32 protein-coding genes and 1 tRNA gene are annotated in these 26,041 nt (G+C 70.3%); 18 read left to right on the plus strand and 15 right to left on the minus strand.

The genetic code is table 11. From position 1 onward, the window contains the following. The first annotated feature begins 110 nt into the window (after positions 1 to 110). Positions 111 to 755, plus strand: coding sequence for a LytR C-terminal domain-containing protein (locus ACO0M4_RS17775; protein ID WP_430371569.1), 645 nt, complete (start codon positions 111 to 113; stop codon positions 753 to 755). Between the two features lie 89 nt (positions 756 to 844). On the opposite strand, the gene upp is transcribed toward ACO0M4_RS17775, so the two are convergent. Then, positions 845 to 1,480 carry a uracil phosphoribosyltransferase gene (upp, locus tag ACO0M4_RS17780; RefSeq protein WP_430371570.1) on the minus strand — a complete coding sequence of 212 codons (636 nt, stop codon included), beginning with the start codon at positions 1,478 to 1,480 and terminating at the stop codon, positions 845 to 847. 218 nt (positions 1,481 to 1,698) lie between these two features. Here upp and ACO0M4_RS17785 point away from each other — a divergent pair, with 218 nt between their 5' ends. The 5 genes from ACO0M4_RS17785 to ACO0M4_RS17805 all read left to right on the plus strand — a co-directional run bounded on the left by ACO0M4_RS17785 (position 1,699) and on the right by ACO0M4_RS17805 (position 4,269). Next, a complete protein-coding gene (locus ACO0M4_RS17785) occupies positions 1,699 to 2,226 on the plus strand; it encodes a hypothetical protein (RefSeq protein WP_430373833.1) in 528 nt (175 codons plus the stop codon). 65 nt (positions 2,227 to 2,291) lie between these two features. Next, complete coding sequence (gene tadA, locus ACO0M4_RS17790; protein ID WP_430371571.1) at positions 2,292 to 2,792, plus strand: tRNA adenosine(34) deaminase TadA; 501 nt, start codon at positions 2,292 to 2,294, stop codon at positions 2,790 to 2,792. Between the two features lie 68 nt (positions 2,793 to 2,860). Continuing rightward, positions 2,861 to 2,948: transfer RNA gene (locus ACO0M4_RS17795), tRNA-Ser, on the plus strand. Positions 2,949 to 3,255: 307 nt separating this feature from the next. Further along, positions 3,256 to 3,798: a TetR/AcrR family transcriptional regulator gene (locus ACO0M4_RS17800; RefSeq protein WP_430371573.1), complete on the plus strand. Its 543-nt coding sequence runs from the start codon at positions 3,256 to 3,258 to the stop codon at positions 3,796 to 3,798. Positions 3,799 to 3,846: 48 nt separating this feature from the next. Further along, a complete protein-coding gene (locus ACO0M4_RS17805) occupies positions 3,847 to 4,269 on the plus strand; it encodes a DUF6463 family protein (RefSeq protein ID WP_430371574.1) in 423 nt (140 codons plus the stop codon). 83 nt (positions 4,270 to 4,352) lie between these two features. Here the strand turns inward: ACO0M4_RS17805 and ACO0M4_RS17810 are convergent, their stop codons facing one another. Both ACO0M4_RS17810 and ACO0M4_RS17815 read right to left on the minus strand, forming a co-directional pair. Continuing rightward, positions 4,353 to 5,132 (minus strand): SDR family NAD(P)-dependent oxidoreductase, encoded by a 780-nt coding sequence (locus ACO0M4_RS17810; protein ID WP_430373834.1) that lies wholly within the window; start codon positions 5,130 to 5,132, stop codon positions 4,353 to 4,355. Between the two features lie 257 nt (positions 5,133 to 5,389). Next, complete coding sequence (locus ACO0M4_RS17815; protein ID WP_430371575.1) at positions 5,390 to 6,130, minus strand: MarR family transcriptional regulator; 741 nt, start codon at positions 6,128 to 6,130, stop codon at positions 5,390 to 5,392. 259 nt (positions 6,131 to 6,389) lie between these two features. Between ACO0M4_RS17815 and ACO0M4_RS17820 the strand changes: the two genes are divergently transcribed. Further along, positions 6,390 to 7,460, plus strand: a complete 1,071-nt coding sequence (locus ACO0M4_RS17820; protein WP_430371577.1) for a serine hydrolase domain-containing protein — start codon at positions 6,390 to 6,392, stop codon at positions 7,458 to 7,460. 67 nt (positions 7,461 to 7,527) lie between these two features. On the opposite strand, the gene ACO0M4_RS17825 is transcribed toward ACO0M4_RS17820, so the two are convergent. The 5 genes from ACO0M4_RS17825 to ACO0M4_RS17845 form a co-directional block, all read right to left on the minus strand. Further along, the gene (locus tag ACO0M4_RS17825; RefSeq protein WP_430371578.1) at positions 7,528 to 8,748 is read right to left on the minus strand and encodes a SagB family peptide dehydrogenase; all 1,221 of its coding nucleotides are present in this window, start codon (positions 8,746 to 8,748) and stop codon (positions 7,528 to 7,530) included. Next, a complete protein-coding gene (locus ACO0M4_RS17830) occupies positions 8,727 to 10,925 on the minus strand; it encodes a YcaO-like family protein (protein WP_430371580.1) in 2,199 nt (732 codons plus the stop codon). Before ACO0M4_RS17830 ends, ACO0M4_RS17825 begins: the two co-directional genes overlap by 22 nt. Positions 10,926 to 11,013: 88 nt before the next feature. Beyond that, a complete protein-coding gene (locus ACO0M4_RS17835; RefSeq protein ID WP_430371581.1) occupies positions 11,014 to 11,133 on the minus strand; it encodes an azolemycin family RiPP peptide in 120 nt (39 codons plus the stop codon). A gap of 402 nt (positions 11,134 to 11,535) precedes the next feature. Then, positions 11,536 to 12,024 (minus strand): hypothetical protein, encoded by a 489-nt coding sequence (locus ACO0M4_RS17840; protein ID WP_430371583.1) that lies wholly within the window; start codon positions 12,022 to 12,024, stop codon positions 11,536 to 11,538. Between the two features lie 28 nt (positions 12,025 to 12,052). Next, positions 12,053 to 12,832, minus strand: a complete 780-nt coding sequence (locus ACO0M4_RS17845) for a DUF2127 domain-containing protein (RefSeq protein WP_430371584.1) — start codon at positions 12,830 to 12,832, stop codon at positions 12,053 to 12,055. 638 nt (positions 12,833 to 13,470) lie between these two features. On the opposite strand from ACO0M4_RS17845, the gene ACO0M4_RS17850 reads away from it, so the two are divergent. The 5 genes from ACO0M4_RS17850 (at position 13,471) to ACO0M4_RS17870 (ending at position 17,190) form a co-directional block, all read left to right on the plus strand. Further along, a complete protein-coding gene (locus tag ACO0M4_RS17850) occupies positions 13,471 to 13,635 on the plus strand; it encodes a hypothetical protein (protein WP_430371585.1) in 165 nt (54 codons plus the stop codon). A 55-nt stretch (positions 13,636 to 13,690) separates the two neighbouring features. Then, complete coding sequence (locus ACO0M4_RS17855) at positions 13,691 to 13,984, plus strand: Dabb family protein (protein ID WP_430371587.1); 294 nt, start codon at positions 13,691 to 13,693, stop codon at positions 13,982 to 13,984. A 266-nt stretch (positions 13,985 to 14,250) separates the two neighbouring features. Further along, the gene (locus ACO0M4_RS17860; protein ID WP_430371589.1) at positions 14,251 to 15,060 is read left to right on the plus strand and encodes an RNA polymerase sigma factor SigF; all 810 of its coding nucleotides are present in this window, start codon (positions 14,251 to 14,253) and stop codon (positions 15,058 to 15,060) included. 189 nt (positions 15,061 to 15,249) lie between these two features. Continuing rightward, positions 15,250 to 16,089 (plus strand): RNA polymerase sigma factor SigF, encoded by an 840-nt coding sequence (locus ACO0M4_RS17865; protein WP_430371590.1) that lies wholly within the window; start codon positions 15,250 to 15,252, stop codon positions 16,087 to 16,089. 300 nt (positions 16,090 to 16,389) lie between these two features. After that, positions 16,390 to 17,190: a hypothetical protein gene (locus tag ACO0M4_RS17870; RefSeq protein WP_430371592.1), complete on the plus strand. Its 801-nt coding sequence runs from the start codon at positions 16,390 to 16,392 to the stop codon at positions 17,188 to 17,190. 188 nt (positions 17,191 to 17,378) lie between these two features. Here ACO0M4_RS17870 and ACO0M4_RS17875 read toward each other — a convergent pair whose 3' ends face one another. Then, the gene (locus tag ACO0M4_RS17875; protein WP_430371593.1) at positions 17,379 to 18,527 is read right to left on the minus strand and encodes a methyltransferase domain-containing protein; all 1,149 of its coding nucleotides are present in this window, start codon (positions 18,525 to 18,527) and stop codon (positions 17,379 to 17,381) included. Positions 18,528 to 18,855: 328 nt separating this feature from the next. Here ACO0M4_RS17875 and ACO0M4_RS17880 point away from each other — a divergent pair, with 328 nt between their 5' ends. Beyond that, positions 18,856 to 19,332, plus strand: coding sequence for a VOC family protein (locus ACO0M4_RS17880; RefSeq protein WP_430371595.1), 477 nt, complete (start codon positions 18,856 to 18,858; stop codon positions 19,330 to 19,332). Between the two features lie 77 nt (positions 19,333 to 19,409). Here the strand turns inward: ACO0M4_RS17880 and ACO0M4_RS17885 are convergent, their stop codons facing one another. Together ACO0M4_RS17885 and ACO0M4_RS17890 are read right to left on the minus strand one after the other, a co-directional pair. Then, positions 19,410 to 19,631, minus strand: a complete 222-nt coding sequence (locus tag ACO0M4_RS17885) for a DUF397 domain-containing protein (RefSeq protein ID WP_430371596.1) — start codon at positions 19,629 to 19,631, stop codon at positions 19,410 to 19,412. Further along, the gene (locus ACO0M4_RS17890) at positions 19,628 to 20,452 is read right to left on the minus strand and encodes a helix-turn-helix domain-containing protein (protein WP_430371598.1); all 825 of its coding nucleotides are present in this window, start codon (positions 20,450 to 20,452) and stop codon (positions 19,628 to 19,630) included. The genes ACO0M4_RS17885 and ACO0M4_RS17890 overlap by 4 nt, the downstream gene beginning before the upstream one ends. A 241-nt stretch (positions 20,453 to 20,693) precedes the next feature. On the opposite strand from ACO0M4_RS17890, the gene ACO0M4_RS17895 reads away from it, so the two are divergent. Both ACO0M4_RS17895 and ACO0M4_RS17900 read left to right on the plus strand, forming a co-directional pair. Further along, positions 20,694 to 20,900, plus strand: coding sequence for a hypothetical protein (locus ACO0M4_RS17895; protein WP_430371600.1), 207 nt, complete (start codon positions 20,694 to 20,696; stop codon positions 20,898 to 20,900). Then, positions 20,897 to 21,259, plus strand: coding sequence for a hypothetical protein (locus ACO0M4_RS17900; RefSeq protein WP_430371601.1), 363 nt, complete (start codon positions 20,897 to 20,899; stop codon positions 21,257 to 21,259). Before ACO0M4_RS17895 ends, ACO0M4_RS17900 begins: the two co-directional genes overlap by 4 nt. A 346-nt stretch (positions 21,260 to 21,605) precedes the next feature. Here ACO0M4_RS17900 and ACO0M4_RS17905 read toward each other — a convergent pair whose 3' ends face one another. Both ACO0M4_RS17905 and ACO0M4_RS17910 read right to left on the minus strand, forming a co-directional pair. Further along, positions 21,606 to 21,845, minus strand: coding sequence for a DUF397 domain-containing protein (locus tag ACO0M4_RS17905; protein WP_430371603.1), 240 nt, complete (start codon positions 21,843 to 21,845; stop codon positions 21,606 to 21,608). Next, entirely contained in the window at positions 21,835 to 22,656 is an 822-nt protein-coding gene (locus ACO0M4_RS17910) for a helix-turn-helix domain-containing protein (protein ID WP_430371605.1), read from the minus strand. Before ACO0M4_RS17910 ends, ACO0M4_RS17905 begins: the two co-directional genes overlap by 11 nt. Before the next feature lie 340 nt (positions 22,657 to 22,996). Between ACO0M4_RS17910 and ACO0M4_RS17915 the strand changes: the two genes are divergently transcribed. Together ACO0M4_RS17915 and ACO0M4_RS17920 are read left to right on the plus strand one after the other, a co-directional pair. Beyond that, a complete protein-coding gene (locus ACO0M4_RS17915) occupies positions 22,997 to 23,203 on the plus strand; it encodes a hypothetical protein (protein ID WP_430371607.1) in 207 nt (68 codons plus the stop codon). Next, the gene (locus ACO0M4_RS17920) at positions 23,200 to 23,562 is read left to right on the plus strand and encodes a hypothetical protein (protein ID WP_430371601.1); all 363 of its coding nucleotides are present in this window, start codon (positions 23,200 to 23,202) and stop codon (positions 23,560 to 23,562) included. Before ACO0M4_RS17915 ends, ACO0M4_RS17920 begins: the two co-directional genes overlap by 4 nt. Before the next feature lie 283 nt (positions 23,563 to 23,845). Here the strand turns inward: ACO0M4_RS17920 and ACO0M4_RS17925 are convergent, their stop codons facing one another. Beyond that, positions 23,846 to 24,586, minus strand: a complete 741-nt coding sequence (locus ACO0M4_RS17925; RefSeq protein WP_430371608.1) for an SDR family oxidoreductase — start codon at positions 24,584 to 24,586, stop codon at positions 23,846 to 23,848. Between the two features lie 71 nt (positions 24,587 to 24,657). Here ACO0M4_RS17925 and ACO0M4_RS17930 point away from each other — a divergent pair, with 71 nt between their 5' ends. Continuing rightward, positions 24,658 to 25,584, plus strand: a complete 927-nt coding sequence (locus ACO0M4_RS17930) for a LysR family transcriptional regulator (protein ID WP_430371609.1) — start codon at positions 24,658 to 24,660, stop codon at positions 25,582 to 25,584. 26 nt (positions 25,585 to 25,610) lie between these two features. Here the strand turns inward: ACO0M4_RS17930 and ACO0M4_RS17935 are convergent, their stop codons facing one another. After that, the gene (locus tag ACO0M4_RS17935) at positions 25,611 to 25,844 is read right to left on the minus strand and encodes a hypothetical protein (protein WP_430371611.1); all 234 of its coding nucleotides are present in this window, start codon (positions 25,842 to 25,844) and stop codon (positions 25,611 to 25,613) included. Between the last annotated feature and the right edge of the window lie 197 nt (positions 25,845 to 26,041).

Below are 26,041 nucleotides of genomic sequence, written 5' to 3' on the forward strand. Positions count from 1 at the left end.
AACCACCGACACGGCGCAGGCGCCACCCGAATTGGCCCACTCGGGTTTCCCTCACACAACGCACTGATCATCTAGTAGGCACGGCACACGCCCGGCACTACGCTGCGGCCATGAGCATGCTGACGCCTCCAGGAATGGGCGGTAAATACCGCATCAAAGGCGACAGGTACCCGCGGATGCGCCGCCCCCGCCACCGTCGCCGCATCATCCTCAGCATCGTGACCGGCGCCTGTGTCCTCGGGCTGGCCGGCTGGGGAACTCTGCAGCTCATCGACGTCTTCGGCGGCCAGGGCAGTACGGCCCAGGCCGCGCAGGACACCAGACATTGCCCGGACAGCGCCGCGGCCGGCCACGCCAAGGCCACCCCGCCGGCCGCCAAGCCGCCCGCCCCGGCGTCACTGACCATCAACGTCTACAACGCCACCCCGCGCTCCGGCCTCGCCAAGCGCACCGCCGACGAACTCCAGAAGCGCGGCTTCAAGATCGGAAAGGTCGGCAACGCCCCGGCCGCCTACGACAAGAAGGTGCCGGGCACGGGGATACTGCTCGGCCCCAAGGCCGCCACCGCCGGCCCGCTGAAGGTCCTGGCCACCCAGCTCGCCGGCGCCCAGCTGAAGACCGACGACCGCAAGGGCGCCGACCTCGACCTGATCATCGGCGGCGCCTTCCAGGAGCTCACCGCCCCGCAGGACGCCGCCAAGGCCCTGGCCCTGCTGTCCCGCCCGGCCCAGGCTCCGGTCCCCGCGAAGTGCTGAACGCCGCGGGGCCCCGCACCACGACGTGATGCGGGGCCCCGCGGTCTACCGGTACCCATCGGGGCGCTCCCGCCCCGGGCACCTCTGGCTCAGCCGGCCGTGCCGTACATCCGGTCGCCCGCGTCGCCCAGGCCCGGCACGATGTAGCGGTTCTCGTTCAGCATCTCGTCGACGGCGGCGGTGACCACCGTCACCGGCGTACCGGCCAGCTCGCGCTCCATGACCTCGACGCCCTCGGGCGCGGCCAGCAGGCAGATCGCGGTGACGTCGTCCGCACCGCGCTTGATCAGTTCCTTGATCGCCGCGACCAGCGTGCCGCCGGTGGCCAGCATCGGGTCGACGACGTACACCTGCCGCCCCGACAGGTCGTCAGGCATCCGCGTGGCGTACGTGTGCGCCTCGTAGGTCTCTTCGTTGCGCACCATGCCCATGAAGCCGACCTCGGCGGTGGGCAGCAGCCGGACCATGCCGTCCAGCATGCCCAGCCCGGCCCGCAGGATCGGCACGACCAGGGGACGGGGGTGCGACAGCCGCACGCCGGTGGTCGCCGTCACCGGCGTCTCGATGTCGACCTGCTCGGTGCGCACATCACGGGTGGCCTCGTAGGCGAGCAGGGTGACCAGCTCGTCGGCGAGCCGCCGGAAAGTCGGGGAGTCGGTGCGCTTGTCGCGCAGAGTGGTGAGTTTGTGCGCCACCAGCGGGTGGTCGACGACGTGGATCCGCATGACATCGACATTAACCGAGCCACCAGGCCCCGGCGCCCGCCGTGCGCCGCCCACGCTCCGGCACGTGAGCGACATCTCTCACAACGTCCGCACGACGCAGCGCCGAAGACACCGCGCAGACGCGATGTTTCTGCCACGATTCCGAAGGGGCGGGAAGCAGCGGCGTGCAGCCCCGCCCCGCCCGGCCCGGCACGCCCCTGACCAGTGGGAGAGTCACGGTGTATTTCACCGCACTGCTCGCGCGCACCGAAGACGGGTGGGAAGCGAGCGATACAGAGCTCGACAATGTGGAAAGGCTGACCGATCTGGCCGACCTGGCCCGAGCGGCAGCGATCGACGACACGGTAGTGATCCTCATCGAGCAGGAGGACGCCTGGTTCGGCGTCGTCCGGGTCGACGGCGAGGAGGACCCGAGGGTCTTCGTCTCCAACGCCGCGATGGCAGCCAGGAGCTCGTACGGCGCGATGCTGACCGACGAGCTCCTCGGCCGTGACGACAGCGACGAGGACGACCTCGACCTCCTCGACCTGGACGGCACCGAGGACGGCGAACCGGAAAGGGAGGACGAGGACCCCGAGAGCGCGGAGACCGACGAGGCACCCGTGGCCCGCGGCCCGCTCGGCGACCCCAAACTCCTGGAGGACGTCGGCGTCAGCGAGCGGCAACTGCTGGCCCTCGACGGCGACGCCCTCGGCGAGATCGCCGACGCCCTGGGCTGCTCCGAGCTCCTGGAAGCCGTCCGCTGACCCCGCCGGGCCCACGCACCCCGGGCCCGGCCCCACCTCACCGCCCCGTCCCCGACACTGGGGACATGACCGTCCCTCCGCCCGCCTCCCTCCCCTCCCCCGCACCCGACCCGCTGCGCGACCCCTGGACCGGGCCGATGCGCCGGGCGCTGGCGGAGGCCGCCCGCGCCCCCGGGACCGGTGACGTCCCGGTGGGCGCCGTCGTGCTGTCCGCCGACGGCACGGTCCTGGGCACCGGCCACAACGAACGCGAGGCCACCGGCGACCCCACCGCCCACGCCGAAGTCCTCGCCCTCCGCGCCGCCGCCCGCGCCCACGGGGAATGGCGGCTCACCGGCTGCACCCTGCTCGTCACCCTCGAACCCTGCACGATGTGCGCCGGCGCAATCGTCCTGTCCCGCGTCGACCGGGTCGTCTACGGCGCCCGCGACGCCAAGGCCGGCGCCGTCGGCTCCCTCTGGGACGTGGTCCGCGACCGCCGCCTCAACCACCGCCCCGAGGTCATCGCCGGCGTCCTGGAAACCGACTGCGCCGCCCTGCTCACCGCTTTCTTCCGCGACCGCTGACCCGCCCGCGCCCCACACCCGGCAATCCGATTTCGGCGCACGGGGGCCTTTGGGCTAAGCTCTCTCTCGGTAGCGTGTCCGAGCGGCCGAAGGAGCTCGCCTCGAAAGCGAGTGTGGCGCAAGTCACCGAGGGTTCAAATCCCTCCGCTACCGCCAATAACACCCCCCTGAACTGCGGAAACGCAGATCAGGGGGGTGTTGTGCGTGGTGCTGCGCGCCGACCCGCCACCACGGCAACCGTCCCGCCTCTCCCAACTCCCCCAACTCCCCTGAACGCCAACGAAGTTGGTGCCGCACGGGGAGGATCGCCCCACTGCGGCGCCGGGAGGGTGCCCACAGCGGCAGGCTCACGGGTTGTCGGCTCCGCCGGATCCTGAGAGTTCGACTCGGCCTCCCCTTGCTGTCGCACGCGCCCTGCTAGTCTCTCCATACCAAACATTTTGGTATGGAGAGGCGGGGCAGGGTGAGCGCGGAGAGATCGGCGTGGCTGGACCAAGGCTTGACGCTGCTGGCGGAGCAGGGTGCCCCGGCGGTCACGCTGGAGCGGCTGTGCGAGCGGATGGGCATGTCGAAGGGCGCCTTCTACCACCACTTCGGATCGATGCCGAAGTATCGGACTCGACTGCTCGACCACTTCGAGGCCAAGTGCACCACGACGATCATCAACGGAGTGGAAGCGTCCGACGCACTGCCGGCCCGGGAGCGGCTGGACAGGCTCATGGCGGAGGCGACCAAGGCGGCCGGCCCCTCGCTGGAGGTCGCGATGCGGGCCTGGGCGAAACAGGATCCGGAAGCGGCGCGGGTGCAGGAGCGTGTCGACGCGACCCGCATCGGATATCTGCGTGAGCTGTGCGAACAGGCCGGTCACGGCCGACCGGACCAAATGGCCAAGCTGCTCTATCTGCTGTTGGTCGGGGCAGAGCACCTCCTGCCCCCGCTCCCGAAATCAGAGCTGCGCGGCATGTACGAGTTGCTGATGCCGCTGCTGGACCGGCCGGCCTCCTGACTCGGCAGGCAACCGAGGTAGGCCCCCATCCGGAAGGAACACAGCGTCATGAATGCCTCCGCACGCCCGGAATCCCGTCAGTCCAACGCCAGAGGTCTCCGCCGCTGGGTGCCCCGCCTGATGCTCGCTGCCGCCGTGGTGCACATGACGGTGGGCGTCGTCGCCGCCTACTCGCACTGGAGCGGCATCGTCTCCGACGGGCTGTGGAACACGGTCCGCAACGACGACGACGCCCGCATGACGGCCCTGTGGTTCATGGTCAGCGGGATTGCCTTCTTCGGTCTCGGACTCCTTGCCAGGAGGTCCGTGATCGTTACGGGCACGGTGCCCGCGGAGACCGGATGGATCCTGCTGACGCTGGGAATCCCGGTGGCGGTGCTGGAACCGGTCTCGGGTGGCTGGTCGTTGATCGCCATTGGGGTGCTGGCCGTGGTGATGTCGCGGCGTGACCGTTTCACGACGGGTTTTTGACCTGTCGGCCGCTCAGTGAGCGGGAGAGGCAGTCGCGTCGGGCGCGGTCTCACGGAATGCCGCATGGCCGCGCCCCGGGCGGCTCACTCGGCCGCGATCGGTCCGAGGTAGGTACCGCCGGAGACGTCGATGGTCTGGCCGGTCACCCAGCGCCCCTGCGACCCCGCGAGGAAGCCCACTACGTCTGCGACGTCCTCCGGTTCGCCGATCCGTCCGAGCGCGGTGATCGCCTCAAGTCCGGCGACCGCCCCGGGAACCGCGGTGTAGGGGGCGATCAGGTCGGTCAGCACCACCCCGGGTTCGACCGTGTTCACGGTGATCCCACGCCGGCCCAGTTCGTTGGCAAGCGACGGGCCGAGCGCCGCCAGCGCCGCCTTGGTGACGGTGTAGCCGATCTGGGCGGGGTTCGCGATCCGGGTGGCCGCGGAGCCCATGTTGACGATCCGTCCGCCGTCCCGCAGCAGCGGCAGGGCCCGCTGGACCACGAAGATCGGCGTGCTCACGTTGACCGCCAGCAGCCGCTCGAACTCCTCCTCGGTGAGCTTCCCGATCGACGTGACCGAGTGGATGCCCGCATTGTTGACCAGGATGTCCAGGCCGTCCGCGCCGTGGTCCGCCAGTCCGGCGATGAGCCCTTCGAACAGTCGGTCCACCGCACCGCTCTCGCCGAAGCGGGCCTGCACCGCGAACGCCCGGCCACCGGTCTCGGCTATCTTCGCCACGGTCTCCGCGGCGGCCGCGTCGTTGCCGCCGTAGTGGACCGCGACCAGCGCCCCCTCGGCGGCGAGTCGCAGGGCGACCGCGCGCCCGATCCCGCGCGAGCCGCCCGTGACCAGTGCGGTCCTGCCGTCCAGTTCGCCCATGATCGCCTCTTCCCTCGTCATGCCCCGGCCGAGTCCGGTAGCGGTTCAGTGGCCCGTGCGCATGCGGTTCGCCTGCTCCGACACTGCCCACAACTTCACTGTTGCAGAAGCTAGTTAAGCGCGTGTGCTGATGCGGCGCCCCGTGCGCCCGTTCGTTCGGGTCAAGGCCGCTGGCGGCGGACGCACTCTGGAAGCGCTCCTCGACGATCTGGACCGCCGTCGCGGCGCGTACGCGTGTGCCGTGGCCGGCTGAGTCCTCACTCGGGTGTCGGGCCGCCCGGCGTCGGCTCCGGCCCGGCCGCGAAGACTTCCCGCCAGCGTGTGGCCGAGGTGACCAAGTCACGGCCGACGTGGGTGAGGAACTGGCTCATGGACGCGAGGCGTTGCCCGGAGGGGGTGGTGGCGCCGAGCGTGTCGGCTCCTCGGTGGGCGGCGTCGGCGAGCAGCGCGTTGACGTTGGCACTGGCGAGCATGGCCCGGAACCAGACGTCGTCGTCGATGACGTAGCGCTCGTGCCGCTTTCCGGGGGTGCGTTCGCGCCGGATCAGTTCCTGTTCGTCCAGGTAGCGCACGGCGGAGGAGATGGAGGCCGGGCTGACCCGCAGGCGTTGCACCAGTTCCGCGGCGGTGCGGCTGCCGGCGTCGGCGGCGTACAGGCAGGCGAGCACCCGGGAGGCCATCGCCGGCAGCCCGGTCTGGATCAGTAGCGCGGTGAACTCCTTCTCGAAGTCGCGCACCCCCGGCCGTTCGGACCCGTCGGTCCCGGTCTCGGCCGATGGGGGCGTCGGGGCGGCCTTGTGGCGGCGAGCGCGCCGCTCGGTGGCCTGGTGTGCCTGGTCCGCGCGGTAGCCGGTGGGGCCGCCGTTGCGGTTCACCTCCCGGGTGATGGTCGATGTCGGCCGGTCCAGGCGCCGGGCGATCTCGGTGTAGGAGAGCCCTTCGGTCAGCCCTGCCGCGACGGTGCGGCGTTCTTGCTGACTGAGCCTGCTTCCCGGCATCGGTGTTCTCCCTGTCTCGCGCTCCGGTGTCCGGCGCCAAGTGTGCATTCAGAGTCAGATCATTGCAACAGCGAGGTGAGTGATGGTGCATTCGGCGACAGGGTCATTGCACCAGTATGAGTCTGTGACCTGCATAGATAGTGGTCAGGATGAGATTTAGTGTTGACCGTTTGGTGAATGCACCGTAGCTTTCAGTACGTACTGAACGCTCGTTGCGGCGCGGTCGACACCGCCTCGCACATCCGAAGAGGGGTACCCCATGAACACGATCCAGGACGCTCTTGAGCAGGCCGTCGCCGCGGGCCTGCCCGGCATCGTCGCCGAGGTCCGCGACGGCGGGCGCAGCTGGTTCGGCACGGCCGGCGTGGCCGACCGCGCCACCGGGCGCGCCCGCACCCAGGAGGAGCAGTTCCACATCGGCAGCCTCACCAAGGCGTTCACCGCCACCGTGGTCTTCAAGCTCGTGGACGAGCACCGGCTGCGCCTGGACGACACCGTGGAGCACTGGCTGCCCGGCCTGGTCCAGGGCAACGGCAACAACGGGCGCCTGATCACCGTCCGGCACCTGCTGCAGCAGACCAGCGGCCTGGTCAACTACGCCTTCGATGACCCGGACATGATGAACCGTTACATCAGCACCGACTACCTCAAGCACCGGTTCGACCAGTGGACCCCCGAAGAGCTCGTGCGGATCGGCATGAAGTACCCGCCCTACTACGCGCCGGGCACCGCCTTCCGCTACTCCAACGCCAACTACATGCTCCTCGGCCTGATCATCGAACGGGCCAGCGGCAGCACCTACGCCGAGGAGCTCTCCCGCCTGCTCTTCCGCCCGCTCGGCCTGACCGGGACCTACCTCCCCGGCACCGAGACCATCATCGCCGGGCCGCACTCGCGCATGTACACCAAACTGCCGGCCGGTGACCCCGACGCCCAGGTCTACGACGTCACCGAGCTGAACTCGTCCCTGGGCTGGGCCGCGGGCGGCATCGTCTCCTCCACCGGCGACCTGGGCCGCTTCTTCGCCGCCCTGCTCGGCGGCGAACTCTTCTCGCCTGCCCTACAGGCGGAGATGTGGGCCACCGTCTCCACCGAGGGCGCGGGCTGGATCCCCGACACGCGCTACGGCATGGGCACCTTCGAGCAGACGCTCCCCAACGGGGTCACCGTCTTCGGCGGCGGCGGCGCCCTCAACGGCTCGTGGACGTACGTGATGGGCACCCGCGACGGCAAGCGCCTGGTCGTCTGCAACGTGAACGGCGACTGGGTCAACCCGCTCGACGCGTTCTTCGCCGTCCTCGAAGCGGAATTCCCCGCCGCCGGGAAGTGACGGGCGGGACAGGTCGAACGCTTCGGCCGGGCGGACGCGGTAGCCCTGGATCCCCTACGGCCCGGCGTCAGAGGTCGAGCGGGGTGACCTCTGGGGCCGCTGGGGGGCTCGTGGGGAGGCCGAGGGCCAGGTTGCCGACGTGGCTGAGGTGGGCGCGGTGGTGTGCGGGGAGGAAGGGGGCCGTGAGGGGGGCCTCCATGCGGCCGGTGAGGCAGGAGGCCAGACCCAGGTCGGTGGCGGTCAGGGAGAGGGTCTGCATCAGGCAGCCGGTGTCGCGGTAGATGAGGCTGAGGGCCATGCCCTCGTACTTCCAGGTGGTGCGGGCCGCCAAGGAGACCAGGCAGAGGCTGACCGGGGGTGCGGAATCCAGCAGCGCGGGGTCGGTGACGGTCCGCTGCTGGAAGGCGGCCAGCTCGTCGGTCCAGGGGGTGAGCCGGTGCAGGGTGTGCGCGAACGGGTCGTAGTGGTGGGCGCCGGCGGGCAGGCCCTCGACGGCCCGGGCCAGTAGGTAGATCTCCAGGCTGTGGCGGGCGCCGCCGGAGGGTGCCGGGCGCTGGGTCTGCTGGTACGACCGAGGCGCCAGGTGGCCGCGGACCCGGGCGGCGCGGGCCAGTAGGGCGCCGAGCAGCGGCAGCGGGACGGGGTCGGGGGCGTAGCCGCGGACGCTGCGGCGCGCGGCCAGGACGTCGGCCAGCGGGCGGCTGGGGGCGTCGGCGCCGTCGGGGAGGGCGATCACCGCGTCGGCCTCGGGGTGGTGGAGGCGGGCCGGTGGCGGGGTGCCCCGGCCGGCGGCGACGTCCGGACCGTGGCCCGACCGGGCGTGGACGGCGCGTTCGTACGGGGTCCAGCCGGCGCCGGGGCCCCTGGTGCCGTTCTCCGCCGCGTCCGGCGCGGGCGGGCCGCAGCGCTGGAGGATGCCGGCCGCGGTGAGCCGGGCCAGCAGCGCAAGTACGTCGCCGCCGGGGGCGGAGTGCCGCCAGCGGGTACGGAGTTGGTCGGCGGTCTGCGGGCGGTCGAGTTGGTTGAGGAGGTCGACGAGGGCGGGCTTGGCGGCGAACTTCCGCCAGCTGCCGCAGTCGACGAGGACCGGGCCGCCGCCGTCCGCCCACTCCAGCAGCAGGTCGGGGTTGCGGCGGTAGTGGTACGCGGTGTCGTCGGGTGCGCCGTTCAGCGCGCTCGGGGCGTTGTGGACCGTGGTGTCGTCCATGGGGTGGTTCCCGCCCTCCGGCAGGTCGTCGGCGGTCGAGGGGTGGCGGTCGGCGGGCGTCACAGGAACGGCAGTGGCCACGGGTTGAGTTGGTCCTCCGTCAGTGCGGTGGTGCGGACGCCCATCGCGACCGGGGCGTGGCGGACCCGGGGGCCGCCGCGCCGGTGGAAGTCGCTGCGGAGGGTGAGCGGACACAGGCCCGGGACGACCGTGCGGACCACGCTGACCCCGCATTCGGCCACGTCGATGGGGGTGAGGTCGACGGCGATCGCCTCGTGGCCGCGGGCGGCGAGCCGGCGGACCGCCTCGGCGACGTCGTCCTGGAAGCTGCCGGCCGGCCGGGCCGCGGGCAGCGGGTGCCGCGGGCCGTCCGCCCAGAAGGCGAGGTGGTGCTGCCGCTCCGGCGCGCAGTAGTAGAGGCAGAACTCGCTGAGGCTGCTCAACGCGGCGTCGGCGGCCGGCACTTCGCCCTCTGCGAGCCAGATGCCGGCGCCGGTCCGGCACAGGCACGCCTCCTCCAGCGCGCCCAGCAGCGCGGTGTGCGGGTCGAGGTCGGCGCGGGCGGCGTGCACCACGATCGGCCGCTGCGCGGTGCCCTCGGCGAAGCGCACGGCGACGGCCGGGATGCCCAGGTCGGTGGTGAGGTCCTTGCAGGTGACGGTCGCGCCCTCGGCGGTGATCCGGTCGACGATGCGCCGGGCGGGCCCGTCGGGGAGGTCGGTCAGGTCGAGGCTGGGCAGGGTGAGCCGGTTCTCCCAGAAGACCAGGGTGGCGTCGCGTTCGACGCTCTCCATCAGGCCGCCGAGGACGGCGTGGTGGTACGAGCCGCCGGCCGCCAGCCCGGTGGAGATCGGGTCGAACCACGGCTTGTGGGCGCGCGGGAAGCGGTAGGGCAGGTAGACCGCGCAGGCGGGGAGGTACCGCGGGCGGCCGGTGGTCAGGGACGTCCCCGCCACCCAGTCGATCGCCACGTCGGGGTCGAAGGGCGCGTAACGGCGCTGTGCGGCGTACTCCTTGGCGGAGCCCAGCGGCAGGCTGCGCGGGTCGACCGCCGTGTCGCCGAGTTCGGCGAGGGTGGCGCGGACGAACCGGTCGGGGTCGTACACCCCGGCCGCGTACCGTTCCAGGGTCTCGCCCACCGCACAGACCCGGGCGTTGACCGGGTCGCTCTTGACCGCCCCGCCGCGGGCCTCGGCCGCCACCGGGGAGAACCACGTGGTGGTGATCATCCCGGCGGTCCGCGCGTAGGTGGTACCGCCCTCCGGGCCGTCCGTCCCGTCCACCCGCAGTTCGGGCACCAGCCCGGTCAGCGGGTCGACCGCGCCGCGCATCAGCCGCCAGCTCTCCCGGGCGTCCACGGTGGCCGTCTCGTCACGCTTGGGCGGTACGGCGGCGGGGCCGCATGCGGGGCAGCCGGGGGTGTGGAACAGGGTGTGCGGGGTGCGTTCCCAGGTGGCGTGGTCGAGTTCGGTCAGTTCCGGGGGGCCGGTGGGCGCCTCGGGGGCGGCGAGCGCGGTGAGGACCTCATGGGCCACCGCCCCGGCCGCGACGGCGGTGGTCGGCCACGCCTCGCTCTCCGCCGCGCCCAGCAGCAGGTCCAGCGGCAGACCGGCCACCGGCTGCCAGGTGTGGTTGGCCCGGATCCGCCGCACGAGGCAGACCGGGCAGGGCGTGCGCGGCGGGGCGAGGGTGGCGAGCAGCAGCCGCGTCGGGGTGCTCAGATACGTCACGAGGGGCGTGCCCCGGTCGAGGACCAGGCCGGTCCAGCGCCGGAGTTCGTCCTCGGGGAGGCTCAACGGGAGCACTGCGGCGACGGGTTGGTCGGCGCCGTCGGCCGGTACGGTCCGCATCCCGGCCCGGGTGAGGAGGGCGGCCACCTCGGTGGCCAACGGGCCGTCCCCGGCGACCGCGACCGGCCGGCTGCTGCGGTCCGCGCCGTCCCCGTAGAGCGGGTGCGGCAGCCGCCCGTCCCCGGGATGGGCCAGACCGCGGGCGCGCAGCCCCTTGGCCACCCGCTCGGGCACCGCGTCGAGGGTGACCGTCCCGTGGTCCGCGCCGTGGTCCGCGCCGTGGTCCGCGCCGTGGTCCGTCCCGTGGTCCGTGCCCCGGTCGGTGCCGTTGCCGGGCAGGTGGACGGGGACCCGGAGGGTGCCGGTGCTCGCGCAGACGTAGAGGTGCGCGCCGCGGGCGACGAGCCGGACGTCGCGGCGGAGGGTGAGCGGGGAGGTGGGCCGGGGAGTGGGCCGGGGGGTGTCCAATGCTGTCCGCCTTCGGGGAGCCGTGGGGTGGGGCGCGGAGGCGCCTCCCGGCCGGTTCGTCGCACCGGCCGGGAGGCACGTTTTCTCGTTACTCCGCGGACTCCGAGTCGTCGTATTCGGTGACGAAACAAAGGCAGCTGTGGCCGGCGAAAGCCGTCTCCGACTCCGGAATGGCCATCTCCTCGAACAGCTCGTCTTCCTCGGTCATGCGGATTCCCCTTTCCGTGGATTTTTCAATTACCCCATGAGCCACACCCGCCATCGCTCCGGGTGAGCGCTCGACAACCATTGCCGCGGACCACGGCAATCCACGTCAAGAAAAACCTATGAAATGACTCAATCCCCCATTAGTACGATGATGTGATGGATTCAATGACGCCTTATTTACGCCACTGAGCTGCGCTTTCTCGAATCGCCCGAGGAGGACGCGGAAGCCCTCGCCGACGCAAGCGCGCGAACCGGCCGCGAGCCACCGACCAGCCTTTTCCGGTCACCGAGAAATTCCCGAAAACGCCCGAAACAGAAAACAAAAACGGGGGCGACCGGAGCCCGTTACGGACTCCGGCCGCCCCCGCGTGTGCGGTCGGCGCCGAAAGGCTGACGCGATCCGTCAGTCCCGGCGGCGGAAAGCCTTCCGGATGAAGTGCACGATCATCCAGATCAGCAGGATCACGATGACGATGATGACCACGATGATCACGATCAGGAAGATGCCGAGCTTCTTGAAGAAGCCCATCTTCTTCTTCGGCTTGGCGTGGGACGTGAAGGACGTCTGGTGCGTGAGGTGCGTGACGTGGTGGTAGCTGCTGTGCGTGCTGTGCCGCCACTTCATGGCGGCCGCGGGGGCCGCCTCGACGCGCTCGGCGGCGTCGGCGGCGGCCGTCCGCGCGCCCGACGCGGCCTGCGGGGCGGCCACGGCGGCCGGGTGGGCCGCGGCGGCGTCGGTCAGCCCGGCGGCGGCCGCCGGACCGGCCGCGACGGCCAGCAGGCCGAACAGCAGCGCCAGTACGGCCATCGGGCGACGCCCCACGGTCCGGCGGACGGACGTGTGCGGCGAACCGGACTGCCGGTGCGCGGAGTTGGTGAGCTTCGGTCGCATGGGTTGCTTTCCCCCTCGTACGGTGCGTTCAGCCATTATGGGCGGGTGCGGGCATCCCGGCGGACGTCTCGACCTCCAGCAGGGAGGCGCTCTGCCGCTCCCCCTCGAAGGCCGCGCGACCGCCCCGCAGGCCGAACAGCCGCTTGCCGAACGCGATGTAGAGCACCGCGAGGATGTTGATGACCAGGGTGGCGATCTTGATCCAGCTGACCTTCTCGGTCAGTTCGTAGATCTCCAGCGGCAGGAAGGCGGAGGTGGCCACCACCGCCAGGTACTCCGCCCAGCGCTTGGCCATCCACAGGCCGACCCCCTCGACGATCTCCACCAGTGCGTAGGCGAGCAGCAGCGCAGCCACCAGGACCAGAGTGGAGTGCTGGTAGCCGAAGGTCTTCCGGATGGTGTCGACGACCGGGGAGTGGTCCAGGTCGTAGTGGAAGTGGACGGCGATCGGGCGGACCACGTCCAGGTTCTTGTCGAAGAACTGGCGGACCGCGTCCTGCTTGTTGCTGAACTGCCACACCGCGAGCGCCGCCAGCACGACGAACACCCCGCGCAGCGCCCGTTCCACGGCCAGGAACCGCAGGATGAACAGATCCCGCAGCGCCTTGCCGCGCGGCACCAGGGGGGCGTCGGTGGCCGGCCCGGAGCCGTGCGGCTCACCGAGCACGAAGTCGCCGCAGCGCAGACAGCGCCAGGCCGTGCCCAGGGCGGTGCTGGCGTGCAGTCTCGCCTGGAGGTGCTCCTCGTGCGGGAGATAGGTGATGTGCCCGCGCCGCGCGCAGGTGCGCCGGTCCCAGTCGATCTTCATCGTCGGAGCCCCGTTTTCCTCTCGTCGTTCCGCGCGGGCTCGTGCCACGGCGGTCGGCCGCCGCGGACCGGCCCGCGCTCCGTGCCGACCGATTGTCGCGTACATGGCGGAATCGCCGGCGTACGGGGATGCCTTACGGGAAGAGGGACGAGAAGAACGGTCCTGAGGTTGCCGGGAAAACGGTCCGGACCGGTGCGCGCGCCCGGCGCACGGAGCGCGGGGCGGGGGCGGGGTGTTGGCCGGGGGAGGCGGGCCAGGGGGCTGGAACCGCCTCCCCCGATGAGGACCGGGCCCCGATGTCCACACCGCGCTGTCAGGGGGCGCGCGGCACGGACCCCGCAGTGGGGCACTGATCCCGGGGCCCCGCGGATTCCTGCCAGATCCGCCGTGACCCGTGCTTCCATACTGCCGCCCGCGGGCCGCCCCAACAGGCGGACAAAGGGCCCTCCTTGGCGGGCCTTTGGTCCATAAGGCCCATGTGAAGGGCGGGGCCGGCCGGGCCGCTCCGCCTGCCCCGGTCGAACACCTGTGGTTACACTCGCCCGACCGCACCGGCAAACGGGGCGGCCACGGGGGCCAGGGGGTCCGCGGGGGACGCCGTAGGGGCGTAGGGACCTGCCGTAGGGGAGACGGAACTGATGGCGACGGCGAAGAAAGTCGCGTTGTACCTGGTCATCATCTTCGTGTTCTGGACGATCATCGCCACCCCCAAACGGGCAGCCGGGCTCGTCCAGATAGGCTTCGAGGGCATCTCGACCGCCGCGCAGAGCGTCGGCCAGTTCATGACCCAGCTGGTCAGCTAGGTCCCAGTCGGCCCGCCGGACCGGCTGCGCATCGTCCCGCCGCACGGAGGCCGCTGTGATCCGCCACCTGGTCCTGTTCAAGCTCAACGAGGGCGTCTCGCGCGACGAGGAGCGGGTGCAGGACGGCGTCCGCGCCTTCGCCGCGCTGGAGAAGGAGATCCCGGAGCTGACGTTCTGGGAGTGCGCCTGGAACATCACCGACCGCCCGATCGCCTACGACTTCGCGATCAACTCGGCCGTCGCCGACACCGACGCCCTCAAGCGGTACATCGAGCACCCGGCCCACCAGGCGGCTGCCGTCCAGTGGCGCGAATTCGCCACCTGGGTGATCGCTGACTACGAGTTCTGACCCCCTCCGGCGCCACCCGCGCCGCGACGCCCACCCCGGCCCCTCGCCCCCCGTAGGCGAGGGGCTTCGCCGTGCGCCCGGGCCGCCCACCGCACCCCCCTCGCGCGCGACCCGCGCGCAACCCGCGCGCAACGCCAACTCTCTCTTCAACACGGCGTTATGGGGTGCTTGCACACAGTGCACATGTCTTGTGATGCTATGACCGCTTTTGCCGGATACATGCGATACGCGATACATGCTGCGATATATGCACTGTGAAGGGTGGCGTGACCGTGACGGCCCGTACTGCGCCAAAGGCTCCGGCCCGCGAGAGCCGTAGCGCGGACACCCGGGCGCTGACGCAGGTGCTCTTCGCCGAGCTGGTCGGCCTGGAACCCAGCACCCCCGAGCACTCCCGCGTCCGTGCCGCACTGATCGAGGCCAACCTCCCGCTGGTCCGCTACGCCGCGGCCCGCTTCCGCAGCCGCAACGAGCCGATGGAGGACGTGATCCAGGTCGGCACCATCGGCCTGATCAACGCCATCGACCGGTTCGACCCGGAGCGCGGCGTACAGTTCCCCACCTTCGCGATGCCGACCGTCGTCGGCGAGATCAAGCGCTACTTCCGGGACAACGTCCGCACCGTCCACGTCCCGCGCCGCCTCCACGAGCTGTGGGTACAGGTCAACGGCGCCACCGAGGACCTCACGGTGCTGCACGGCCGCTCCCCCACCACCGCGGAGATCGCCGAGCGGCTGAAGATCGGCGAGGACGAGGTACTGGCCTGCCTGGAGGCGGGCCGTTCGTATCACGCCACATCACTGGAGGCCGCGCAGGAGGGCGACGGCCTGCCCGGCCTCCTGGACCGCCTCGGCTACGAGGACCCCGAACTGGCCGGCGTCGAGCACCGAGACCTCGTACGGCACCTCCTCGTCCAGCTCCCGGAGCGCGAGCAGCGCATCCTCCTGCTCCGTTACTACAGCAATCTGACGCAGTCCCAGATCAGTGCGGAGCTCGGGGTTTCGCAGATGCACGTGTCCCGGCTACTGTCGCGGAGCTTCGCTCGTCTGCGATCCGCAAACAGGATCGACGCCTAACCAGCATGGGCGACCCGTTCCTGCACAGATATGTCGACAAGACGCTACAGCGTGTTGCCGACATGTGACATTCTGCAGGAACCGCGTTTGCCGTGGTGCTGCCTCCGGTATTCAGGTGGAGGCATAACTCCTCGGTCCGCCTGGGCCGGGGACGCCGCAGCGACCCGTCCGCGACCTCAAGGGGGTGGCATGTCCGTAGAACTGGGCAGCTCAAAGGTGCTTTCAGCGATTCCCGCGCCGGCACCACACGTGCATGACGACGTCGACGCCATCAACACCCGCTCGCTCTCCCGGTCCCTGTTCCTGCGGCTCGCCACGCTCGACAAGGACTCCGCCGAGCGCGCGTATGTGCGCGACACACTCATCGAACTGAACCTCCCGCTCGTGCGCTACGCGGCTGCGCGCTTCCGTAGCCGCAACGAGCCGATGGAGGACATCGTCCAGGTCGGCACCATCGGCCTGATCAAGGCGATCGACCGTTTCGACTGCGAACGCGGGGTGGAATTCCCGACGTTCGCGATGCCGACCGTGGTCGGCGAGATCAAGCGCTTCTTCCGTGACACGTCCTGGTCCGTGCGCGTCCCGCGTCGCCTCCAGGAGCTGCGCCTCGCCCTCACCAAGGCCAGCGACGAGCTCTCCCAGAAGCTGGACCGCTCGCCGACCGTTCCCGAACTCGCCCTGTGCCTCGGGGTGTCGGAGGAGGACGTCGTCGACGGCCTGGCGGTGGGCAACGCCTACACCGCCTCCTCGCTCGACTCCCCCTCCCCGGAGGACGACGGCGGCGAGGGCTCCCTCGCGGACCGCCTCGGCTACGAGGACACCGCGCTGGAGGGCGTCGAGTACCGCGAGTCCCTCAAGCCGCTGCTGGCCAAACTCCCGCCCCGGGAGCGCCAAATCATCATGCTGCGGTTCTTCGCCAACATGACGCAGTCGCAGATCGGCGAGGAGGTCGGCATCTCCCAGATGCACGTCTCCCGACTGCTCACCCGCACGCTGGCGCAACTCCGAGAAGGGCTGATCTCGGACTGAGGAACGGTCCGCCGAGGGGCAACGGCGACAGCCCATCCGGGCCGCTCGGCGGACAGCAAGAGGAGACGGCACCGCGCTCTCGCGGCACGGCCGGCTCCGCCCTCACCGGTCGTCGCGTGCCGTGACCCCACTGTCGGCCGTCTGCCGTGACCCCTTTCCGGCCCCGCGCCGACCCACGCCGACCCGCACACCCCTCTCCACACCCACCTCTTTGCACGCACCTCCCCACGCCCACCTCTTCACACCTGACGCTTCGTCAGCGACACTGTCGCCCAGCCACCGCTGGGAGGTGTCCGCACGATGCGACGCACCACGCCTGTTGCCCACGTTGCCTCCGCCTCGGCGGCCGTGCTCTGCCTGGGCGTCCTCCTCACCGGCTGCGGCAGCGCGGCCGGATCCGGCTATGCCGCGGTGGGCGCGGCAGGCCCCTCCGACGGCACCGCACCGACGAAGCCCGCACCCCCACCGGGCAGCGTCGAACTAACGCCCCTGGACGGCGACGGCGCCGGCACCCACGACTCCGGCCCTGCCGGCTCCCCAGGCTCCTCCGGCCACCCCGACCCGGCCGCCCCAGGCCCCTCGTCGGGCACAGCGGGCCACACGCCGTCCGGTACCCCCGGCACCCCGCCGACCGGCCCGCCCGGATCCCCCACAGGGCCTTCCACGGGCCACGGCAGCGGCGGCGCCCCCGGCTCCACCGCCCCTTCTCCACCCGGCGGTTCCCCCGCTCCACCGCCCGGCGGATCCCCCGCGCCCGAGCCGCCCTCCCCCACCATCCCGGCCGGCCCGGACGCCCCGTCCGGCCTGGTGGTCGGCAAACCCGCCCTCTCGGACACCGACGTCCGCTGGTGCCAGCGGATCACCATCGACTTCCTCAACACCGGCGACCGCCCAGTCACCGCCGGCACCGTCACCTTCGGCAGCCACGTCATCGGCGCCCTGGGCATCGACTGGGCCACGCTCGACTCCACCCACCAACTCCCGCTCCCCCTCGCCCCCGACAAACCGGCGACCGGCACCTGGCGGGTCTGCGTGGACGCCTGGCGGGTGCCGCTGGGGATGCACCTGGACACCAAGGACGTAACGTTCAAGTGGAAATGACAGGACGGTAGTTAGGGGCTGATTCCGGTCGGCCGCCATCACTACGCCTCGATGTCGTATTCGAGGACGTACGCGGCCGAGTCCAGGATCATCTGTACTGCGGCTGACGGCCCTCGCCCTTGGCGGTCATACGCTCTCCTCACTGTGAACGGCCGGAGCGGGGCGCACTACGGCGCGGGGCTGACGTGTCAGGCCGACAGGCGCACCTCGTGCCGCGTCCCACGGCCTTCGGCGGAGACCCGCAGTCGAAGTCGGTCGATTCCGGGGCGGTCGGCGGCCACGTACTGGTCGTATGCCCGGACGACCTCGTCCCACAGCTTCCTGGCGCCGTACTGGGCCACCGCGAAGGTCGACGTCTGCCGGCCGTCGTAGTCCACGCTGGCCCAGCTCGTCGCCTGATCGTCGGCCAACCACAGCCGGGTATGGGCCCCTTCCGCCTCCGTGTCCCACGAATGCCACGCTCCCGGCACATGCAGGCCCACGTACATCTGCGCATCGAGGTCGTTCCCGGCCACCGACCAGGGAGAGAGGCGGGTCGTGGAGCGTTCGGGGTGCTGGCCGTCGCGCAGTAGATCGCGGTGCAGTTCGACGTCGGCCTGCTGGGCCCGCATCAGCATGAAGGAACCGTACGGAGCGAGGGCGCCCTCGGCCGTACCGTCTGCCTGCTTGGTGGCGACGAGGGTGCCGTAGTTGCACCACGCGGTGTCCCACGGGGTGACGATGCGGCCGCCTGCCACGACCTGTTCCAGCCAGGGGAGCGGCACGGTCCTGACGGAGCAGGTGGCGATGATCGCGTCGTACGGGGCAGCCGGCCGCCAGCCGCCCGCACCGTCCGCGCAGTGCACCTCCGGCCGCTGGCCGCTCGCCCGCAGAGCCTGCTCGGCCCGGCGGATCAGCCCTGGATCGACGTCGAGCGAGGTCACGTTCTCGGCGCCGAAAAGGTACGAGAGCAGCGCCGCGTTGAACCCGGTGCCCGTACCGATCTCCAGCAACCGCTGTCCGCGCCGGCCGCCGAGGGCCATCAGCATGCGTACCACCATGCTGGGCATCGAGGCGGAGGAGGAGGGAACGAGGTCCCCGTCGGGCAACTCGGTGAACTGAGTGACGAGCGGGACGTCGCGGTAGGCCGCGCGCCACCAACGATCGGGCTCCCGCGCGCGGTCGCACGCCTCGTAGCCTCCCTTGCCGTCGCGCAACCACAGCGTGGACGGCAGGAAGAGATGACGAGGCACGGCGCGGAGGGCCGCCCGTAGTTGTGCGGGGACGGGCGCACCCAGTTGTTCGGCGATCTGCTCCAGTAGAGCGCCGATGGCCTCGTCGGGCACTGGACGGGACACGAACGGACCTACTTCGGCTGCGGCGGACGACCTGGCTGCTGACCGTCGTCTCCGATCGGGGAACGGTGCTTGCCCACGGTGCGCCTCCTTCGTCGGGTGTCAGGTCCGCCGGAGTGTAGGCCCGCGGTTGAGGCAACGACAGGGCGCATTTGCCGGATGCGCCACGGTCCCGGTGAGCGGCCCCCGCTTCCGCCGGATTCCCCACCCGAATGGCGATGAGTCCGGTGCCGCGCGGCGGTCGATACAGATGACGGCCCCCGGGCCGCCGATCCACCGACCACGACCGTCCGGCCATCCGGCCACCCGGCCCCACCACCAGGAGCGCGTCATGCCGAAGATCACCCCCAACCTCTGGTTCGACACCCAGAGCATGGAGGCCGCCGAGTTCTACTGCTCGGTCTTCCCGAACTCGAAGATCAAGAACGTCACGCACTACACCGAGGGCAGCCCGCGCCCGGCCGGCACGGTGCTGACCGTCGAGTTCGAGCTGGACGGCCAGGAGTTCACCGCGCTCAACGGCGGTCCGGAGTTCACCTTCGACGAGGCGATCTCCTTCGCCGTCACGTGTACCGACCAGAAGGAGATCGACTACTACTGGACCAAGCTCTCCGAGGGCGGCGAGGAGGGCCCCTGCGGCTGGCTCAAGGACAGGTACGGGCTGTCCTGGCAGGTCGTCCCGGAGGGAATGGCCGACATGCTCAACGATCCCGACCGCGCCCGCGCCACCCGCGCCATGCAGGCCGTGATGAGCATGAAGAAGCTGGACCTCGCGGCCCTGAAGGCGGCCGCCGACGGCGAGGGGTGACGGGATCAGCCTCGCGGCGACACGACAACGGCCCCCGGTCGCGGGGGCCGTTCTGCTACTCACTCCGCGCAACAGGGTCAGCGGGAAAGCGTGTTGCCCTTGACTGCCACGATGAAGGAGGAGAAGGACGTAGCGGGGAAGGCGAGGACCGGACCCTCCACGGTCTTGCTGTCCCGAACCGGGACGACGCCGTGCGAGGGCACGAGGTTGGTGGCGACCTCGATGCACTGGCCGCCGTCGGATCCGCTGTACGAGGACTTGAACCACGCGGCGACGGCGAGATCTATGCCTGCGCTCATGAGGTGAACTCCTTGTGCAATCCCTTGACCATGGCGAGCGAATCATCCGGAGACAAGGCGTGCGCCCGCAATCGATCATAGTTGCGCACGGCGGTCGCGACAGTTGGCTCCCTGTCGTAGAGCTTTCCTCCGAGTGGTCCATCCGAGTAGAGGATGGTGGGCTCGGAGTGGAACGTGAGCAGAGTGAACGGCAACACGTGCGCCGCAGCAGCCCCGGCAGCGAACGTGATCACTTGAATGTCGATGCCGGGGCTCTCGGCCGAGGCGATCAAGTGCCCTAACTGAGCGGCCATCACTGCGGGTCCGCCGACGTGCGTTCTCAGGCACGCCTCGTGCAGGACCACCCACAGTGTTGGCGGGTATCCCTGGGCCATCACGGTGCGGCGACTTATGCGGGCATCGACCTTGCCCTTGATCACGTCCGCTGGCGCGTGCGGGTGCCCAGCTCGGAAGATCGCATGTGCGTACGCCTCCGTCTGCAAGAGGCCCATGATGCCGTGGACCGAGTAGTCGCAGATGCTGGCCGCCCTCTTCTCCTTTTCGAGGTACGAGACGAACCAGCTCGGGTGATCGGCCTCATCAAGTCTCTTCAACAAGCCTGCAAACAGGCCGTTTGTGCCGAAGGCCAGGTCGCACCCGCTGGCGAACCTCGCGCTGGGCATCTGCTTCCCCGCCTCCACCATGCTGACGTAGCCATCGGAGTAGCCCACAGCCTTGGCCAGGTGCTTCTGCGTGAGCTTGCGCCCGAGCCGTACGCGCTTCACGTCCGCCCCGAAGCGTTGAAGTGGATTGAAGTTCTCCGGAGCCGTCGCCTCATCCAACGCCGTGACCTCCTGCTTTTGCGACCAGACACCGCGGTGCAGCGCAGAGTAAATCTCAATTTTGCAACTGAACTTCGCCCAGCCTATTGGAAGTTAGGCCCATCTGGTGACCAATTGACTACACCCGGTACACAGCCGGGTGACCAAGCCGACGCCAGACCACTCGCCACACGCGAGACCCCCGCGACCGTTGCTGGACGGCCCGGGGGCGTGGCCCTCAACCCTCAGGAGGTTGACGACAGTGCTGCACACTATCCGAACGATCTTCGAAATTCTGCTGTGCCTGTTACTGCCCGCCCACGGCTGCCACCGGGCGGCAGGTCCGCGTCCCACCGCACGACGGGAACGCCGCGTGCAGCGGGGCCGGCGGCGGGAGTTGTGGCTGGCGGTGCACGGGATCGACGTCGGTCCGCGGCGGCTGCACGGGGTGGAGGTGGCCGCCCGATGAACGCCATCGACGGCGCGCGGCTGCTGCCGTGGACCAGTTGGGACGGGAAGCCGTGCTACCTCGTCCGCGGCAACGGGACCGGATACGTCTCCCGGCTCGCCGACCGGGTCGAGGCGGAGCAGATGACCTCGGCGGCCGAACTCATCGAGGACGCCTACCGCATCCTCGCCGACCGGACATGGACACCCGGCGAAATCCACCTGCTGGCCGTCGAGTTGAACGACCGCCTGGCCAAGGTGCACCGGGTGTCGGAGAGTCGGGGCGCCCGTCTGCTGCTGTTGGAGGACGCGGAGGACGAGGATGACCTCGACGCGGAGGACGGGAGCGACGGAGAGGGAGAGCGCGAGGGCGACTTGTGACTTCCCCCGACCGGACAAGCCGTGAGACGGGACAGCGCCTGTCCCGGCCGAGCCGACGGGCTCGGCCCACGGCCCCGGTCCGTCCCGCGGGGAGCGTCCCGGGCGCTCCCCTGAAGGATGCCGCGGTGGGTCCGCCCGCGCGGTGAGGGAAATCGGTCCCGCCCGGTGAGCATGAGCACCGGGCGGGGCCGCGCCATGCAGGCCGTGATGAACATGAAGAAGCTGGACCTCGCGGCCCTGAAGGCGGCCGCCGACGGGAAAGGGTGACGGGATCAGCCTCGCGGCGACACGACAACGGCCCCCGGTTGCGGGGGCCGTTCACTTCGGTAGCTGGTAGCCGACCAGGTCAGGTGGTGGTGAACCCCCCACGCCCGACTGCGGATACGAAGGATGACCAATCACTCGCTGAGAAGAGCAACGCAGGGCCTTGCGGGTACTTGGAATCTCGCACGGCAATCGCCACATACGCAGTGCCGGTCAAGTCAGCGGCCTCAACACACTGGGACTGGTCGGTGCCGCTGTAGCTGGACTTGAACCAGGTCGCCTCCGTCAGATCGCCGGCGCTCATTGCTGCCTTACCGGTCATGGAAGTTTCCCTTCATGTACTTCTTGATCACGTCTTGCGAGTCATCAACAGGTAGGGCGGCTTCGTAAACGGCGTCGAACGCTGCCGAGAAGGCGCGGACGTCCTCCGGTTGCTCCAGAAAGACGCCTCCCCGGATGTGGTCGATCGTCACCAGCGAAGGCCAAGGGTGCCGGAAGTCCATGATCGTCATGTTGCTGGTCAAGCCTGAGTGAACAGGCGCGTCCAGAGGCATGACGCGGATGGAGATGTTGTCGCGCTCCGACATGTCCAGCAGGCTCAGGAGCTGATCCCGCATGACGTCGGACGTGGAGCCTGAGCGGGCATGGAGTGCGGACTCATCGATCACCGTACGCAGTGCTACGGGGCCGGCGGCTCTGGTCAAAACCGCCTTTCGAGCTTGCCGAACCTGCACGAGCGCATCGGCGTCCCGCTGCGTCTCCGCGCGGGGAGAGCTGGAAATAATGGCGTGGGCATAGGCAGGCGTCTGAAGCATGGCGGTGATCAACTGCGGGAAGTAGGCGCGGATCTGCGTCGCCTCTGTCTCCAGCGCGATGCTGTCCGCGTAGGCCCTCGGGAGTATGTCCGAGTAGGCCGCCCACCACGCCCTGACGCTCGACTCCGCGGCCTGGCTCAGCTCGACGATGACTTCCGAGTCACCAACTCCGTACGCCCCCAGAAGCCTTGCGACGTCCTCCGTCTTGATCTGGTACTGGCCGGTTTCCACTCGGGACAGCCGAGTGCTCTCCCATCCGACACACGATGCGGCCTGCACCAGCGTCATTGCGGATTCAGTGCGGTAGTGGCGCAGCATCCTCCCAAGTCTGCGCCTCATAACCGGCGGTGACGTCTGAGCACTGGTCATGTGCGCAGTCTGGCACAACATTGTCAGCACCCGGATAAGAACAAGCGTTCAGACGTTCCTGCGGATTGGATCCGCAATATTGCGGATCCATTGCAAACAAGAGCAAGCTGTCAGCAGGGCGCTTGACTGCGCGTCACAGCAGCCTCGATAACTGGCGCCGTAATTTCGCCAAGGATCCCGGCGCTAGTCAGCTCGCCAAGACAGATCCCGCCGCGCAAAACCCCCGCGACGTTGCTGGAGCGGCGTACGTCCGGGGGCGTGGCCCTCAACCCTCAGGAGGTTGACGACAGTGCTGCACACTATCCGAACGATCTTCGAAATTCTGCTGTGCCTGTTACTGCCCGCCCACGGCTGCCACCGGGCGGCAGGTCCGCGTCCCACCGCACGACGGGAACGCCGCGTGCAGCGGGGCCGGCGGCGGGAGTTGTGGCTGGCGGTGCACGGGATCGACGTCGATCCGCGGCGGCTGCACGGGGTGGAGGTGGCCGCCCGATGAACGCCATCGACGGCGCGCGGCTGCTGCCGTGGACCAGTTGGGACGGGAAGCCGTGCTACCTCGTCCGCGGTAACGGGACCGGATACGTCTCCCGGCTCGCCGACCGGGTCGAGGCGGAGCAGATGACCTCGGCGGCCGAACTCATCGAGGACGCCTACCGCATCCTCGCCGACCGGACATGGACACCCGGCGAAATCCACCTGCTGGCCGTCGAGTTGAACGACCGCCTGGCCAAGGTGCACCGGGTGTCGGAGAGTCGGGGCGCCCGTCTGCTGCTGTTGGAGGACGCGGAGGACGAGGATGACCTCGACGCGGAGGACGGGAGCGACGGAGAGGGAGAGCGCGAGGGCGACTTGTGACTTCCCCCGACCGGACAAGCCGTGAGACGGGACAGCGCCTGTCCCGGCCGAGCCGACGGGCTCGGCCCACGGCCCCGGTCCGTCCCGCGGGGAGCGTCCCGGGCGCTCCCCTGAAGGATGCCGCGGTGGGTCCGCCCGCGCGGTGAGGGAAATCGGTCCCGCCCGGTGAGCATGAGCACCGGGCGGGGCCGCGCCGGCGGTGGGGTGCCGGGCGAGGCCCGTCGGGGCGCCGGGCGGACGGTGACCGTCGGGCGAACTCCCGCCGCCTGCCGGATCGTTGGCCTCAGGCCACTTGGGCTGTGGCCGCGAGGACCAGCTCGCGCAGGGTGACGCGCTGCGGCTGCTGGTACGCGAAGCCGATCGCCGCAGCTACGTCTTCGGGGGCGAGCACCTCGATGGAGTCCTTGAACGCCTGGTAGTCGGCCTTCACCGCCTCGTCGGTGGTGTGCGAGAGCAGCTCGGTCTCAACGGCTCCCGGGGCGATGGTGACGACGCGGACCCCGTGGCCCGCGACCTCCTCGCGCAGGCTCTCGGACATGCCGTGCACGGCGAACTTGCTGCCGCTGTAGACCGTGTGGTTGGCGTAGGTCCTGCGGCCCGCGACCGAGCTGACGTTGATCACCGTGCCGCGGCCGCGCTCGATCATGCCGGGCAGGACCGCACGTACCCCATGGAGCAGACCCCGCACGTTGACGTCGAACATCCGCTCCCACTCGTCGGCCGGCTGCCTGGCCACCTCGCCCAGCAGCATCACGCCCGCGTTGTTGACGATCAGGTCGGCGGGGCCGTACAGCGCCTCGGCTTCCCGGACGGCCCCGGTCACCGCCTCGGCGTCGGTGACATCGACGGACCTGGCGAGGGTGTCGGGGAGGCCGAGCGCCTCGATCCGCTCCACCCTGCGGGCCAGCAGCAGGAGGGGGTGGCCGAGTGCGGAGAGGGTACGGGCGGTGGCGGCGCCGATGCCCGAGCTGGCTCCGGTGATGACGGCGAGGGGCTTGGCGGCGGTGTGCAGGTCGGTGTTCATGTCCTCAACCTTGATCGTCCGGCGGACCCCGAACAACAGCCGGTTCCGCAACGATCGATAACCTGATGGTTATGGAACGCCGCGACGTCGAGATCTTCCTGGCCCTCACCGAGGAGCTGCACTTCGGCCGCACCGCGCAGCGCCTGCACGTCTCACAGGCCCGGGTCAGCCAGACCATCAAGCAACTGGAACGGCGCATAGGCGCGGCACTCTTCGAACGGACCAGCAGGCGCGTGGAGTTGACGTCGATCGGGCGCCGCCTCGCGGACGACATACGCCCCGGCTACGAGCTGATCAAGGAGGGCGTCGAGCGGGCGGTCGCCGCGGGACGCGGTCTGGCCGAGCCGCTGCGCGTCGGGTTCAGCAGTCCGCTCGCCGGTGAGCTCGTACTGTTCGCCGCCTCCGCCTACCGCGAGCGGCATCCGGCGGCCGGCGAGGTCCTGCTGCACGAGACCCCGCTCGCCGACCCCTTCGGCCTGCTGCGCTCGGGCGAACTCGACCTGCTGCTCGCCCAGTTCCCCGTCGTCGAACCCGATCTGGCCACCGGTCCCGTACTGATCTCCGACACCCGCGTGCTGGCCGTCTCCACCCGGCACCCCTTCGCGAAGCGGCCCTCCGTCCGGGTCGATGACCTCGCCGGGGACAAGGTGCTCAGCCTCTCGGGGCCCGTACCGGAGTACTGGCTCGACCATCTCCTGCCGCGCACGACTCCGGCGGGCCGTCCCGTCGAGCGTGGTGAGCGGGCAGCGACCCGGCAGGAGCTCCTCGCCCTGGTCGGGGCGGGGCGAGGAGTACATCCGGCCGCCGCGCACGAGGTCAGGTACTACGCCCGGCCGAACATCGCGTACGTCCCTTTCGACGACGCTCCCCCGCTGGAGTACGGCCTGGTGTGGCGGGCCGCGGCGGACACCGGACGCATCCGCGCCTTCGCCGAGGCGGCAGCGGAGACGGTGCTGCGGCAGGGCGGTCCGGGGGACGTCTGCGCGGAGTGCCGCTGATCCGGCCCGGATTCAGACCCAGGCGCTCAGCCCAGTGCCAGCCAGGCCGCGCCGGCCACCACCACGAGGGCGACGATCACGCCGACGATCAGGCCGACGCGCGGGCCGCCGGACGCCTGCTGGGGCGCGGGGGCACGGCGGCCGCCCTGCGGGGTGCCGCCCTGCGGGGTACCGCCCTCGTCGACGAAGGCTTTGAACATCTGCGTGCTGCCCGCCGGGTCGTAGTTGCCCTCGGCCTGGTTCTGCGGGTTGGTCGCCATGGGCAAGGACCCTAGCGAACCCGGGACTCGGGGGCACCCCTGGGGCGCGTATCCTCCGCGGGCGGGCGCGAGCGCGGGCTGGAAAGGGTGGACGGCCCCGCCTACGGAGCGCAGATCGGCTGGTCACAGAGCGGAGGCGGGTCACCTACCGGGTGGCGCGTGACGCGTACATGGCGTGAGCGTCCGGGTGGGCACGA

Origin of the sequence: Streptomyces sp. RGM 3693 (assembly GCF_050471125.1) — a bacterium.
Taxonomy (GTDB): Bacteria; Actinomycetota; Actinomycetes; order Streptomycetales; family Streptomycetaceae; genus Streptomyces.